Below are 13,754 nucleotides of genomic sequence, written 5' to 3'. Positions count from 1 at the left end.
CTTAGCACGCATGCCCCCACGGGAAAGGGGGCGCCGCGGCGCGCCCCCTGCCCCCGTGTCCGCGCGGTGCCGCTACTTCGCGAGCAGCTCCGCCTCCTGGCGCTTCAGCATCCGGCGCGCCGCGGTGTACTCGGCGCGGCCCCGTGCGGTGCGCAGCTCCGGGAAGACCGCGAAGATCTCCTCGGCCTGCGCCGTCCCGACGCCCTTGAGCGAGCCGTCGCCCGGCTGGAAGCTCTCGGTCCAGGCGCCGTCCGACAGGATCACCTCGTGATTGTCGAACATCACGTGGACGTAGGTGAGCGCCTCGGTGCCCATCCGCTCGATGCCCGGTCGGCCGACCAGATGCTTCGCCGCGACCAGGACCTCGCGCTCGTCGAAGTAGAGCATGGTCTCGTCGTTGGCGATCAGCACCCGGTGTTGGGGCGAGACGCGCATGTCCCGTTCGGGCAGGCCGTGGCCCAGGGCGCCCTGGCGGATCATGACGGGCCGCAACGCGCCGTTCGCCTCCAACTCCGCCGCCTCGAGGCGCTTGTGGCCGACCCAGCGGATCACTTGGATGCCGTTGTCGCGGGTGATGACCCGGTCGCCGACCTCCAGCGTCTCGACGGGGACCTCGCCGCGCGGCGTGGCGATCAGCGTGCCCGGGGTGAAGCAGGGGATGATCTTCTCGATCTCCTCGAACTTCGCCGTGCCGCCGTCGCGGAAGTGGATGATCCCGTCTTCCCGGTCCGCCGAGGTGTACTCGATCCGCGCCACGTTCGAGCCGGTGAGGTCGAGGATGTCGCAATCCTCCTCGCCCTCGCAGATGCCCGAGCCGCCGTCGATCATGTCGCCCGCGGTGGCGCCGAAGATCACGTCCTCGTCGTCGCCGGTGTCGATCATGTCGGCGCCGTCGCCGCCCGTGACCGTGTCGCGCCCGGTGCCGCCGAAGATCGTGTCGTCGCCGTCGCCGCCCTCGATGACGTCGTCGCCGAAGCCTCCGTGGATCTCGTCGTCGCCCGCGCCGCCCGACAGGTAGTCGTCGAAGGTGCCCTTCGCGGCGGAGCCGGAGCCCGACGCCTTGCCCGACCCGGACCCCGTGCCCGAGGCCTTGCCGGAGCCCGAACCCGAGCCGCTGCCGGACCCCGAGCCGGCATGCTTGCCGGAGCCGCTGCCGGACCCCGAGCCGCTGCCCGCGCCGCCGTGCTTGCCCGAGCCGCTTCCCGATCCCGAGCCTGACCCGGACCCGGCGTGCTTGTCGTCTTCGCAGTCCGGCTCCTCGGAGACGCCGCCCTTCTCGTTCGGCCCGTCGCCGTAGATGACGTCGTCGCCGTCCTGACCGCGGATGGTGTCGTTGCCGGTGCCGCCGATCAGCGTGTCGTCGCCGCCCCGGCCGCCGTCGATCACGTCGTCGCCGCGACCGCCGTAGACCTCGTCGTCGCCCATGCCGGCCCAGAGGTCGTCGTTGCCGTCGCCTCCCTCCACGCAGTCGTCGCCACCCGAGGCCTCGACCTTGTCGTCGCCGTCGCCGCCGCGGATCGTGTCGTTGTTGGCGTGCCCGAAGAGCATGTCGTTGCCCTTGCCGCCCTCGAGAACGTCGTTGCCGCGGCCGCCGTTCAGCACGTCGTCGCCGTCGCCGCCGTCGAGGGTGTCGTCGCCGAGACCGCCCATCAGGGTATCATTGCCCGCGCCGCCGATCAGTGTGTCGTTGCCGTCGTCGCCCTCGATCAGGTCGTCGCCGAGCTGGCCGTCGATGTAGTCGTCGCCCGCCCCGCCCGAGAGGTAGTCGTCGAAGGTGCCCTTCGTCGGCGCCGATCCGGAGCCGGAGCCCGACGCCTTGCCCGAGCCGGACCCCGTTCCCGACGCCTTGCCCGAACCCGAACCGCTGCCGGAGGCCTTGCCGGAGCCGCTGCCGGACCCCAAGCCGCTGCCGTCGTGCTTGCCCGACCCGGAGCCCGAGCCGCTGCCCGAACCGGACCCCGTGTCCTTGCCCGAGCCGCTCCCCGAACCGGCGTGCCCGCCGGAGCCGTCGCCCGCGTCGCCGTCCTTCGCGTTCGGCCCGTCGCCGAAGATCACGTCGTTGCCGTCCTGGCCCCGGATCGTGTCGTTGCCGTCGCCGCCAATCAGCGTGTCGTCGCCATCCGCGCCGCCGTCGATGACGTCGTCGCCACGGCCGCCATAGACCACGTCGTTGCCCTGCCCCGCCCAGAGGTCGTCGTCGCCGTCGCCCCCCTCCACGCAGTCGTCGCCGCCGGAGGCCTCGACCTTGTCGTCGCCGTCGCCGCCCCGGATCGTGTCGTTGTTGGCGTTGCCGAACAGCATGTCGTTGCCGGCGCCGCCCTCGAGCAGATCGTCGCCGCGCCCACCGTCGAGCACGTCGTCGCCGTCGCCGCCGTCGAGCGTGTCGTTGCCGAGGCCGCCCAAGATCGTGTCGTCGCCGCCGCCGCCGATCAGCGTGTCATCGCCGTCGTCGCCGCTGATGGAATCGGCGCCCGCACCGCCGAGGATGCTGTCGTCGTCCTCGCCGCCCTCGATCTCGTCGTCGCCGTCGCCGCCCTCGATCGTGTCGTTGCCCTTGCCGCCGTAGAGCTCGTCGTCGCCCGCGTCGCCGAAGATCAGGTCGGCGCTGCCCGCGGCGATGATCGTGTCGTCGCCGGCGCCGCCGTGGATCGTGTCTTCCTTGCGGTTGCCGTTGATCTTGTCGTCGCCGTCGCCGCCTTCGATCAGGTCGCGGCCCTCGTTGCCGTGGATCAGGTCGTCGCCCGCCCCGCCCAGGATGGTGTCGTCGCCCGCCCCGCCGAAGATCGTATCGTCGCCGTCCTCGCCGAGCAGCAGGTCGTTCCCGTTGCCGCCGTCGATGACGTCGTCGCCCGCGCCGCCGTACACGTCGTCGTCGCCCTCGCTTGCCAGCACGGTGTCGTTGCCCGCGCCGGCCTGCACGATGTCGTCGTCGGGCGCCTCGCCGTCGAGGATCGCGTCGCCGCCGTCGATGACCTCGCCGTCCTCGTCCACGAAGGTCCCGTCGATCAGGTCGTCGCCGTCGTCGCCGGTGATGATCCCGTCGGGACCGGCGCCCTCGGTCGAGAACACCAGGTCGTCCACCGCGCCCGAGCCGCCGAGCTTCACGACCATCCAGCAGATGCCGTCCTCGCCGATGTCGACGACCTTCTCGCCGTTGTCGGCCGTGCGAACGTCGATGGTGCGAACGAGGCAGCCCTTGGAGTCGTAGAGCTTGATCCAGGCCCCCTCCTCGACGTCGAGCACCGTGAGCTGCTCGACCGTGCTCGCCTCGTGGAACGCGAACACGAAGCCCGCGCCGTGGGCGTTGTCGTCGGGCGCCTGGCCCACGGTCTCCTGGGCGATCAGGATGCCGCCGCGACCGTCGTAGGCGAGGTCGGTGTCGCCGCCCGTCGGGTTCTCGGCATCGAAGATCGTGGCCGGATGGTCCTCGTCGGGCCGGAAGCTCTTGCGCAGGTCGGCGTTCCACACGGTCACGCCGTCCAGCTTGAAGAACCCGTCCTGGCGGTCGGCGTTGTCGACGTCGTCGAAGTCGATCACGGTCTGATGAGTCATGGCAGTGGCTCCCTATGCCGCGCCGTGGCGCGCGCGCCGCGCGGCATACCGGCAGGATTGGTCCTGGTACGTGTGTCGTGCCGGGGCGATCGACGCGGGACCGGTGCATCGCGCGGCCGTCCCGGGGCGGTCGCGCCCCGTGTGGCCGTGGTGTCGACGCATGGTCATCGTGTCGCTCTCCGGTTGGGTCCTCGACGTATCCGCGCCATCGCGAAGGCCGATGCCGCGTGGACCCGAACGGCGCACCCGCTCCGCCGGCGCGCCGAAGCGCGCCGCGAACGCTGGACATGTGAAGCTCCCCCCCAGGGCGCCGCGACCGGCGAGAGACCTCGCCGTCACACGTCGAACGATCCGCCCGACATGGAACGTCGAGCGTGAAGCTGTGCGGCCGCCCCCGTGGCCAGCAGACATCGCCCCCCAGTCAGGCGTGGCCCAGAATTAGCCCAAGTGATGCGACAGGAAAAGCACGCTCTGCGCTTCCACGGCCCGTGCGATGGCGCTCTTGCCTTGAAATCCGGCGCGGTTGGGATGGGGTCGTTTCCTCGCGGGGGACAGTTCCCGAAAGCCGGCGGTCGCGTAGTTGGCCCTCCCCCGCGCGTAAGGGTCTGTCGAACCGGTCCTCCGGCCCGCGCTCCGCCGTCGCTGGAAGGGCGCGCCTGTTTCCGAATGGGAAACCCAATTGCGGCACGTTAGGGGCGTCGCATGAACCCACTGTTTCTCTGGGGATTGAGAAGGAGGGTGCCGGATCGAACCTAGACGCCCCGCCACGCCGTCTTGACGGATCTAATCCAACGGGGGCGAAAGACAGATCCCACGCCGGGGTCCGAACATCGCTGAAGGTGGCGCGCGTACCCGTGGCCGGACTCGAACCGGCAAGGATTGCTCCGGCGGATTTTGAATCCGCTGCGTCTACCAATTCCGCCACACGGGCGCACGCCCCGCCGCCCTAAGGCGGGGGCGCGCGCCCGTCAACGGCGCCCGTGGCGGAACCGCGGCGGACTAGAGCGAGGCCGCGCCGAAGGTGTCGCAGGCGCGTAGGTCGCCCGTCTCCCAGCCCTGGCGGAACCAGCGCGCGCGCTGCTCCGAGGTGCCGTGGGTGAAGGTGTGCGGCGCGGGCACCCGGCCCGCACGGCGCTGGAGGTAGTCGTCGCCGATGCGCCGGGCCGCATCGATCGCCTCCTCGACGTCGCCGCGCTCCAAGGTGCCGAAGCGCTCGTTCGCGGCGCGCGCCCAGATCCCCGAGTAGCAGTCGGCCTGCAGCTCGAGGCGCACCGAGATCGCGTTGCTCTCCGCCTCGGAGACGTGGCGGCGCAGGGCGTTGGCCTCGGCCAGCGTGCCCAGCTCGCCCTGCACGTGGTGCGCCACCTCGTGGGCCACCACGTAGGCCGCCGCGAAGTCGTCCTGCGCGCCCATGCGCTCCTCGAGCGTGGTGAAGAACGCGGTGTCGAGGTAGATGCGCTCGTCGGCCGGGCAGTAGAACGGCCCCGTGGCGCCCGAGGCGCCGCCGCAGGGCGACGAGGTGACCTCGGAGTAGAGCACCAGCTGCGCGGGGTCGTAGGCCCCGTCGACCTGGCGCGCGAAGAGGTCGGCCCAGACCTCCTCGGTGTCGGCCAGCACCACGGACACGAACTCGCCCTCGGCGCGCTCGGCCTCGGACAGCGGGCGCGCGGGACCCGCGGGCTCCGAGGTGACCACTGTGCCGCCGCCGCCGCCGAGGAACGGCGTCACGTCGATCCCGAAGAACCAGCCGATCAGCAGCACGGCGATGAGGCCGAAGCCCCCGAGCCCGCCCGCGCCTGCGACGCGCATGCCGCCTCCGCGCCGTCCGCCCCGGCCCCGCCGGTCGATGATGTTCGCGCTTCCGCGCCGCCCTCTCCAACGCATGGTACGCCCTCCCCTTCAGGAGCAATCGCGCTTGACCCGGCCGGGGTTCCGTGGGACCGCCACCGCCCATGATCCGCCGCCTCTACGACTGGACCATCGGATGGGCCGCCCATCCGCGCGCCCTGTGGGTGCTGGCCGTGGTCAGCTTCCTGGAATCGTCGTTCTTTCCGATCCCCCCCGACGTGCTGTTGCTGCCGATGGTGCTGGCCCGCCCCTCGCGCGCCTGGGTGATCGCGGGCGTCTGCACCGCGGCCTCCGTGGCGGGGGCGCTCCTTGGCTACGCCATCGGCTACTTCGCCTACGAGGGGCTGGGTGCGCCGATGCTCGCCGCGCTCGGCAAGGCCGCCTACTTCGAGGAGTTCCAGCTGCGCTTCAACGAGTGGGGCGCCTGGGTGGTGCTGGCCGCGGGCGTCACGCCGTTCCCCTACAAGGTCATCACCATCCTGTCGGGCGCGACGGCGCTCAGCCTGCCGGTCTTCGTGGTCGCCAGCATCGTGGCGCGGGGGCTGCGCTTCTTCCTCGTCGCCGGTATCCTCTGGGCCGTGGGCGATCCGGCGCGCGCCTTCATCGAGCGCCGGCTCGGCCTCGTGTTCACCGCAGCCGTGGTGCTGCTGTTCGGCGGCCTCGCCGCGGTGCGCTTCCTGTGAGGGCCGGACGGATGAGATACGTCGCACTCGCCACCGCCGGGCACGCGGGCCTCCTGGGCGGCGCGTTCCTGTTCCAGCTCGCGGGCTTCGCGCCCTGCGCCATGTGCCTGTGGCAGCGCTGGCCCCACGCCGCCGCGATCCTGCTCGGCGTCGCCGCGCTGGCGGGCCTCTGGCCGCGCGCGATGGCCGCGCTGGCCGCCGCGGCCGCGCTCGTCACCGCCGGGATCGGGGCGTTCCACGCCGGCGTCGAGCAGGGCTGGTGGGAAGGTCCCTCCAGCTGTACCGGCGGCGGCGCGGGGCTGGGCGGCCTGTCGGGCGCCGACCTCTTGAGCACGGACGCCCCCGTCGCGCTGGTGATGTGCGACGAGATCGTTTGGCAGTTCGGCCTCACCATGGCCGGCTGGAACGCCGTGCTGTCGCTCGCGCTGGCGGCGGTGTGGCTGCTGGCCGTCCGCCGCCTCGCGGCCTGACCGCGGCGGGCCTTCGGGCCGTGTGATCCGCCCCTAGTGCACCGTGAACTCGCCGCGCACGTGGCGCCACTCGCCCGGCGCGATCAGCTTGCGATGCGTGAAGCGCACGGAATGCAGCGGGCCCTCGATCTCCTCGCCCCAGAACTCCACGAACTTCAGGAGCCTGGGGTGATCGGGCGCCACGTCGTAGTCCTGCCAGACGAACGTGTTCAGCACGTGCGGGTGGTCGGGCATGCGGTAGAACATCTCGGCCGTGGTCAGGCCGTAGCCCTTGAGCATCATCTCCATCTCGGTCATCGAATGCCTCGGTCTTTTGTTGTTGTGAGACCAGATTGCTCCCGTTCTCCCCGCGCTCAAAGAAAACAATTCGTTGGCACCCGGAGGGGGCGGCTGACAGGGTTGGACGGCGGGGTGGTGGAACCCATATGGAGTGGGTGCTAGACCTGCCCGAGACGAGATGTTGCGCGACCGCGCCGGAGACCCGATGACCGACACCCCCGAGATCCCCGACGACGTGCCGCCCCACCGCGAGCCGATGGCCCACGACGGCCCCCAGGTCTCGATCGTGGACGAGATGCGCACCTCGTTCATCGACTACGCCATGAGCGTCATCATCTCGCGCGCGATCCCCGACCTGCGCGACGGCCTCAAGCCCGTGCACCGGCGCATCCTCTACTCCATGCACGAGACCGGGAACACGTACGACAAGAGCTACCGCAAGTCGGCCCGGCCCGTGGGCGACGTGATGGGCAACTACCACCCCCACGGCGACTCGGCGATCTACGAGGCCCTGGTCCGCATGACCCAGGACTTCTCGATGTCGCTGCCCCTGCTCGACGGGCAGGGCAACTTCGGCTCCATGGACGGCGACAACGCCGCCGCCTTCCGCTACACCGAGGTCCGCATGGACCGGCCGGCCAGCTTCCTGCTGGCCGACATCGACAAGTCCACGGTCGACTTCGTGCCGAACTACGACGGCAAGGACACCGAGCCGTCGGTGCTGCCCGCGCGCTTCCCCAACATGCTGGTGAACGGCGCCGGCGGCATCGCGGTCGGCATGGCCACCAACATCCCGCCCCACAACCTCGGCGAGGTGATCGACGCCTGCCTGCTGCTGATCGAGGAGCCCGACGCCTCGGAGGAGGCGATCATGGAGGTGGTGCCCGGTCCGGACTTCCCCACCGGCGGCGTGATCCTGGGCCGCTCCGGCATCCGCAAGGCGTATCTGGAGGGGCGCGGCTCGGTCATCGTGCGCGCCAAGACCCGCGTCGAGGAGGCCGGCGGCCGCGCCTCGATCGTGGTCGACGAGATCCCCTACCAGGTGAACAAGGCGGTGATGGTGCAGCGCATCGCCGAGGCTGCCAAGGAGCGGCGCATCGAGGGCATCGCGGGCGTCGCCGACGAGTCCGACCGGGTCGGCGTGCGCGTGGTCGTGGACCTCAAGCGCGACGCCACGCCAGAGGTGGTGCTCAACCAGCTGTTCCGCTTCACGCCGATGCAGTCGAGCTTTCCCTGCAACATGCTCGCCCTGAACGGCGGGCGCCCCGAGCAGATGACGCTTCGCGGCTTCCTCACCGCCTTCCTCGACTTCCGCGAGGAGGTGGTGGCCCGCCGCACCGCGCACCTCCTGAACGAGGCGCGCGACCGCTCCCATGTGCTCTGCGGCCTCGCCGTCGCCGTCACCAACGTCGACGAGGTGGTCGCCACGATCCGCGCGTCCGCCGACGCCGCGGATGCGCGCGCCAAGCTGATGGAGCGCCGGTGGCCCGCGCGCGACATCGCCGCCTACATCGAGCTGATCGACGATCCCTCGCACCGCATGAACGAGGACGGCACCTACAACCTCTCGGAACGGCAGGTCCGCGCCATCCTCGAGCTGCGCCTCCAGCGCCTGACCCAGCTTGGCGTGAAGGAAGTGACCGACGAGCTCGAGGCGCTGGCTGCGAAGATCAAGGACTACCTCGACATCCTGTCCTCCCGCGCCCGCATCCTCGGCATCATCTCCGACGAGCTGCGCGAGGTGCGCCAGCTCTTCGCCGTGCCGCGCCGCACCGAGATCGCCGACTGGTCGGGCGACATGGAGGACGAGGATCTCATCGAGCGCGAGGAGATGGTCGTGACTATCACGGCCTCGGGCTACGCCAAGCGCACGCCGCTGGGCGAGTTCCGCTCGCAGCGCCGCGGCGGCAAGGGGCTGGGCGGCATGGCCACGAAGGAGGACGACGTGGTCACCACGCTGTTCGTGGCCAACACCCACACGCCGCTCCTGTTCTTCACGACCGACGGGATGGTCTACAAGATCAAGACCTGGCGCCTGCCCCAGGGCGGGCGCACCGCGAAGGGCAAGGCGCTGGTGAACCTCCTGCCCGTTGCGCCCGGCACCGGCATCGCCGCGGTGATGCCCGTGGACCGCGACGAGGCGCACTGGGACGAGCTGCAGGTGGTGTTCGCCACCGACCACGGGACCGTGCGCCGCAACGCCCTGTCGGACTTCGCCAACGTCATGCGCAACGGCAAGATCGCCATGAAGTTCGAGGGCGACAGCGAAGGCTGGAAGCTGATCGACGCGCGCATCGCCTCGCACGACGACGACGTTCTGCTGGTGACGCGCTCGGGCCGGGCGATCCGCTTCCCGGCGACGGACGTGCGCGTCTTCAATTCGCGCGCCTCGGTGGGCGTGCGCGGCATTCGGCTCGGCGAGGACGACGCCGTGGTCTCCATGGCCGTGCTGCGCCACTTCGAGGCCACCTCCGACGAGCGCGCCGCCTACCTCAAGATGCGCCGCGCCATGGCCGGGCTGGCGGACGACGCCGAGATCGAGGAAGGCGAGGAGGGCGACAGCAACGCCACCCTGCCCCAGGAGCGCTACGCCGAGATGTCGGCGGCCGAGGACCTCCTGGTCACCATCACCGAGGCCGGCGCGGGCAAGCTGTCCTCCAGCCACGACTACCCGGTGCGCGGGCGGGGCGGCATGGGCGTGGGCGCGCAGGACCGTGCGGCCCGCGGCGGCCCCATCGTGGCGGCCTTCCCGGTCGAGCCGGGCGACCAGATCATGCTGGCCACCTCCACCGGCCAGTCGATCCGCACGCCCGTGGACGAGATCAGCTTCCGCTCGCGCTCCGCGGGCGGCGTGAAGGTGTTCCAGACCCGCGCGGGCGAGCGCGTCGTGTCCGTCGCGCGCGTGGCCGATCCGGGTGACGCGACGGCGGATACCGGGCTCGGCCAGGATGCACAGGCGCCCGAGGGCAACGCCCCGTAGCCGCGGGGAACCGGGGGGGCGTATTTGCTTGCGCCCTGCCCACCTCACGGTCAGGTTGCGTACAAAAGCGCCGGTGCGGCGATAGCGATGGACCCACCGGGCAGCGGGCACCGCGCCCGGCCGAGGACGACTGATGGAAAACTGGGACGACCTTAAATTCGTGCTGGCGATGATGCGGCACGGCACGATGTCCGCCGCGGCGCGCTACCTCAACACCAACGTGGCCACGGTGTCGCGGCGGCTGGAGCGCATGGCGCTGTCGCTCGACACGCCCCTGTTCGAGAAGCGCGGCCAGAACTTCGTGGCCACCGAGGCGGCGCGTCGCCTCTCGGCCCTGGCCGAGGAGGTGGACCAGAAGCTGCGCGCCGAGCTGAGCTCGCTCCACGCCGGCGACTTCTCGGCGCCCGTGCCGCTGGAGCTGGCCGCCCCGCCCGCCGTCCACGCCCACTACCTCGTGCCGCGCCTCACCGCCCTGTCCGAGCACCTGCCCCACGTCCTGCTGACGCTGACCGACAAGGTGTTCGCGCAAGGCCTGGGCGAGGCCGACATCCAGATCCGCATCGGCCGCCCCGAGGGCGGGCGCCTCAAGGCGCGCAAGTTCCGCGACTACGCGCTGCGGGTCTTCCACGCCGAGGACAAGCCGCTGGGCAACGAGTGGATCGGCCTGAGCCACCGCTACCCCGATTCGGACTACCTCACCCGCATCCACCCCGCCGCGCAGCAGATGCCCCGCTACCGCGTCGAGGAGATGCCGATGCTCTACGAGGCGGTGCGCGCCACGGGCCTGCCGGGCCTCCTGCCCGACTTCATGGTGGTCGAGGGCGACGGGCTGGTGCAGGCCGACCTGCCCGACAACGGCCTGCCCGACGAGCTGTGGATCACCTACCACGAAACGCGCCACGGCGACGTGACCCTGCGCGCGGTGGTGGACTGGCTCTGCCGGACCAGCACCTGAAGCCCTTCCGCCGGCGCCCTCGGGCGCGTATCTGCGGGGGATGACAGAGACACTCCACATCGTGGGCGGCGGCATGGCCGGCGCCGAGGCCGCATGGCAGGCCGCCCGCATGGGCCGCCCCGTCGTGATCCACGAGATGCGCCCCCGTGTCGGCACCTTCGCGCACCGCACCGGCAACCTCGCCGAAATGGTCTGCTCCAATTCGCTGCGCTCCGACGACGACGAGCGCAACGCCGTGGGCCTCCTCCACTGGGAGATGCGGCAGGCGGGCGGCCTCATCATGGAGATGGCCGACCGCCACAAGCTGCCCGCGGGCGGCGCGCTGGCCGTGGACCGCGACGGCTTCTCGGAGGCCGTGACCGAGCGCCTGCGCGCGCACCCGCTGGTCGAGGTGGTGGACGAGGAGGTCGCCGCCCTGCCCGAGGCGGGGCACTGGATCGTGGCCACCGGTCCGCTGACCGGATCGCGCCTGGCCGAGAGCATCGCCGCCGAGACCGGCCGGGACTCGCTCGCCTTCTTCGATGCCATCGCACCCATCGTCCACGCCGATTCCGTGGACATGTCGGTGGCCTGGCGACAGTCGCGCTACGACAAGGGCGAGACCGAGGAAGAGCGCACCGCTTACGTCAACTGCCCCATGGATCGCGAGCGCTACGAGGCCTTCATCGACGCCCTGCTCGTCGCCGAGAAGGCGGAGTTCCACGAGGGCGAGACGGCGGGCTACTTCGACGGCTGCCTGCCGATCGAGGTCATGGCCGAGCGGGGCCGCGAAACCCTGCGCTTCGGTCCCATGAAGCCCGTGGGCCTGACCAATCCCCACGATCCGCAGCGCAAGGCCTACGCCGTGGTTCAGCTGCGCCGCGACAACGCGCTGGGCACGCTCCTGAACATCGTCGGCTTCCAGACCAAGATGAAGTACGGCGCGCAGAAGGCTGTTTTCTCGATGATTCCCGGGCTGGAGAACGCGGTGTTCGCGCGGCTCGGCGGCATCCACCGCAACACCTTCATCAACTCGCCGACGCTGCTCGACGCGCAGATGCGCCTGCGCTCGCGGCCGAACGTCCGCTTCGCCGGGCAGATCACCGGGGTGGAGGGCTACGTGGAATCGGCCGCGATGGGCTTGCTCGCGGGCCGCATGGCCGCCGCCGAGATGGCCGGCGGCGCTCTGCCCCCGGTGCCCGCGACCACGGCGATGGGCGCACTCGTGCACCACATCACCGGCGGCGCCGAGGCCAAGACGTTCCAGCCGATGAACGTGAACTTCGGACTGTTCCCGCCCGTGGAGGCAAAGGGGGGGCGCCGGGGCCGCAAGGACCGCTACCTCGCCTACACCGAGCGGGCCAAGGCGGACTGGTCCGCGTGGCTCGAGGGCATGCGGGCGGCGGCGTGACAGGCCTGCCCGAGAACCTCTGGTCCGAGGGCCGCTCCGAGGCCGAGCTGCGCGCGCTCTACGACGGCTGGGCCGACCGCTACGACGCCGACATGGCGGCGGGTGGCATGCTGGGGCCGGCGCGCAGCGCCGAGATGATGGCTCGGTTCGTCGACCCCAAGGCGCCCGTGCTGGACTTCGGTTGCGGCACGGGCGCGAGCGGCGCGGCGCTGTGGGCTGAGGGTTTCCGCAAGATCCACGGCGTCGACCTGAGCGCCGGCATGCTCGAGAAGGCGCGCGAGCGGGGGTGCTACGCCTCGCTCACGCTGTCGGAACCCGGCGCCCCCGTCACCGTGCCCGAAGGCGTACAAGGGGTGAACGCCTGCGGCTCGATCTCGGTCGGCGCGGCTCCGCCCCATGTCCTGACAGACCTCCTGCGCACCATGTCGCCGGGCGCGGTGCTGGTGGCGACGTTCAACCAGGACGCGCTGCGCAGTCGCGCCTACATGCACGCGCTGGCGGACGTGCAGGTGGACGGGCTCGCCGTGCTGGAGCGGGCCGAATGGGGTCCGCAGCTTCGCGATCTCGGCCGCTTCGCTACGGTGCTGGCGCTGCGCCGCGCGTGAGGACGCGCTTCGCGCCGTCGCCCACCGGGCCGCTGCACCTCGGGCACGCTTGGGCGGCCGTGGTGGCGGCGGAGCACGGGGCGATGCAGCTCAGGATCGAGGACATCGACCGCCAGCGATCGAAGCCCGAGTGGGAGCAAGCGATCCTCGATGACCTCGCCTGGCTAGGGATCGGATGGTACGGACCCTTGGTCCGCCAGTCGGACCGGATGGACGCCTACGCCGCCGCACTCGACCGCCTGTGGGCGGCGGGCCTGCTGTTCCCCTGCACCTGCAACCGGCGCGACATCCTCGCCGCCGCCTCGGCCCCGCAGGAGGGCGCGCCGCTGCTCGGCCCGGACGGCGTGGTCTATCCCGGGACGTGCCGGGGTGCGTCGCGCGAGGGCTCGAGGCCGGAGGGCGTGGCGCTGCGGCTGGACGCGCGTGCGGTGGGCAACCTCGCGTGGCACGACGAGCGCCTCGGGCCGGGCCGGATGGACGGCGCGGCGTTCCGGGCCGGGATCGGCGACGTGGTGGTGGCGCGGCGCGACTTCGGCACGAGCTACCACCTCGCCGTGGTGGTAGACGACGCGTGGCAGGGGATCGACCTCGTCACGCGGGGCGAGGACCTGGCGGAGGCGACCCCGATCCACGTGGCGCTGCAGGGGCTGCTGGGGTTGCCGGTGCCGCGCTACCTGCACCATGACCTCGTCCGCGACGGGGCCGGCCGGCGGTTGGCGAAGCGCGACGACGCGCAGAGCCTGGAGAGCTATCGGGCGGCGGGGTGGACGGCGGAGGGGCTGTTGGCTCGGTTGCGGGAAAGCCGGGTGGCGCCGGAGTGCGATCACGCCAAGCAGTGAATGCTATTGGCTCGCCGAGGCCCCGGATCAAGTCCGGGGCGTGTCACACATAGTCATGGTGCGCCCCGGCCTCGAGCCGGGGCCTCCGGGGGCCATTGGCGCCTAGACTCGGAGCAGCGCGACCGCTGCGGGCCAGAGCTCCGACACTGCGCC

At 71.4% G+C, this 13,754-nt stretch carries 10 protein-coding genes and 1 tRNA gene; 7 read left to right on the top strand and 4 right to left on the bottom strand.

The genetic code is table 11. From position 1 onward, the window contains the following. Positions 1 to 72 precede the first annotated feature (72 nt). From K3554_RS09615 to K3554_RS09600, 3 genes are all read right to left on the bottom strand, one after another. Complete coding sequence (locus K3554_RS09615) at positions 73 to 3,552, bottom strand: Hint domain-containing protein (RefSeq protein ID WP_311200321.1); 3,480 nt, start codon at positions 3,550 to 3,552, stop codon at positions 73 to 75. An 849-nt stretch (positions 3,553 to 4,401) separates the two neighbouring features. After that, positions 4,402 to 4,483: transfer RNA gene (locus K3554_RS09605), tRNA-Leu, on the bottom strand. Positions 4,484 to 4,551: 68 nt separating this feature from the next. Continuing rightward, entirely contained in the window at positions 4,552 to 5,436 is an 885-nt protein-coding gene (locus tag K3554_RS09600) for a neutral zinc metallopeptidase (RefSeq protein ID WP_259939630.1), read from the bottom strand. 68 nt (positions 5,437 to 5,504) lie between these two features. Between K3554_RS09600 and K3554_RS09595 the strand changes: the two genes are divergently transcribed. Both K3554_RS09595 and K3554_RS09590 read left to right on the top strand, forming a co-directional pair. Then, positions 5,505 to 6,083: a YqaA family protein gene (locus K3554_RS09595; protein ID WP_259939628.1), complete on the top strand. Its 579-nt coding sequence runs from the start codon at positions 5,505 to 5,507 to the stop codon at positions 6,081 to 6,083. Between the two features lie 11 nt (positions 6,084 to 6,094). Continuing rightward, positions 6,095 to 6,553 carry a disulfide bond formation protein B gene (locus K3554_RS09590; RefSeq protein ID WP_259939626.1) on the top strand — a complete coding sequence of 153 codons (459 nt, stop codon included), beginning with the start codon at positions 6,095 to 6,097 and terminating at the stop codon, positions 6,551 to 6,553. Between the two features lie 33 nt (positions 6,554 to 6,586). On the opposite strand, the gene K3554_RS09585 is transcribed toward K3554_RS09590, so the two are convergent. Beyond that, positions 6,587 to 6,850, bottom strand: a complete 264-nt coding sequence (locus K3554_RS09585) for an usg protein (protein WP_259939623.1) — start codon at positions 6,848 to 6,850, stop codon at positions 6,587 to 6,589. A 187-nt stretch (positions 6,851 to 7,037) separates the two neighbouring features. On the opposite strand from K3554_RS09585, the gene gyrA reads away from it, so the two are divergent. The 5 genes from gyrA to gluQRS all read left to right on the top strand — a co-directional run bounded on the left by gyrA (position 7,038) and on the right by gluQRS (position 13,601). Then, the gene (gene gyrA / locus K3554_RS09580) at positions 7,038 to 9,812 is read left to right on the top strand and encodes a DNA gyrase subunit A (protein WP_259939621.1); all 2,775 of its coding nucleotides are present in this window, start codon (positions 7,038 to 7,040) and stop codon (positions 9,810 to 9,812) included. A 133-nt stretch (positions 9,813 to 9,945) separates the two neighbouring features. Next, positions 9,946 to 10,767, top strand: a complete 822-nt coding sequence (locus K3554_RS09575; protein ID WP_259939618.1) for a LysR family transcriptional regulator — start codon at positions 9,946 to 9,948, stop codon at positions 10,765 to 10,767. Positions 10,768 to 10,807: 40 nt separating this feature from the next. After that, positions 10,808 to 12,157, top strand: a complete 1,350-nt coding sequence (gene trmFO, locus K3554_RS09570) for a methylenetetrahydrofolate--tRNA-(uracil(54)-C(5))-methyltransferase (FADH(2)-oxidizing) TrmFO (protein WP_259939616.1) — start codon at positions 10,808 to 10,810, stop codon at positions 12,155 to 12,157. Then, positions 12,154 to 12,762, top strand: coding sequence for a class I SAM-dependent methyltransferase (locus tag K3554_RS09565; RefSeq protein ID WP_259939613.1), 609 nt, complete (start codon positions 12,154 to 12,156; stop codon positions 12,760 to 12,762). The genes trmFO and K3554_RS09565 overlap by 4 nt, the downstream gene beginning before the upstream one ends. Further along, positions 12,759 to 13,601 carry a tRNA glutamyl-Q(34) synthetase GluQRS gene (gluQRS, locus tag K3554_RS09560; protein ID WP_259939610.1) on the top strand — a complete coding sequence of 281 codons (843 nt, stop codon included), beginning with the start codon at positions 12,759 to 12,761 and terminating at the stop codon, positions 13,599 to 13,601. The genes K3554_RS09565 and gluQRS overlap by 4 nt, the downstream gene beginning before the upstream one ends. Positions 13,602 to 13,754 lie beyond the last annotated feature (153 nt).

Origin of the sequence: Jannaschia sp. W003 (genome assembly GCF_025144335.1) — a bacterium.
Taxonomy (GTDB): domain Bacteria; phylum Pseudomonadota; class Alphaproteobacteria; order Rhodobacterales; family Rhodobacteraceae; genus Jannaschia.
The sequence above is the reverse complement of the archived record's forward strand: the minus strand, read 5'-3'. Positions and strand labels throughout refer to the sequence as shown.

Excerpts from the sequence above, each read along its gene's own strand:
- K3554_RS09615 (WP_311200321.1), bottom strand. The coding sequence starts at position 3,552 with ATGACTCATCAGACCGTGATCGACTTCGACGACGTCGACAACGCCGAC.
- K3554_RS09600 (WP_259939630.1), bottom strand. The coding sequence starts at position 5,436 with ATGCGTTGGAGAGGGCGGCGCGGAAGCGCGAACATCATCGACCGGCGG.
- K3554_RS09595 (WP_259939628.1), top strand. The coding sequence starts at position 5,505 with ATGATCCGCCGCCTCTACGACTGGACCATCGGATGGGCCGCCCATCCG.
- K3554_RS09590 (WP_259939626.1), top strand. The coding sequence starts at position 6,095 with ATGAGATACGTCGCACTCGCCACCGCCGGGCACGCGGGCCTCCTGGGC.
- K3554_RS09585 (WP_259939623.1), bottom strand. The coding sequence starts at position 6,850 with ATGACCGAGATGGAGATGATGCTCAAGGGCTACGGCCTGACCACGGCC.
- gyrA (WP_259939621.1), top strand. The coding sequence starts at position 7,038 with ATGACCGACACCCCCGAGATCCCCGACGACGTGCCGCCCCACCGCGAG.
- K3554_RS09575 (WP_259939618.1), top strand. The coding sequence starts at position 9,946 with ATGGAAAACTGGGACGACCTTAAATTCGTGCTGGCGATGATGCGGCAC.
- trmFO (WP_259939616.1), top strand. The coding sequence starts at position 10,808 with ATGACAGAGACACTCCACATCGTGGGCGGCGGCATGGCCGGCGCCGAG.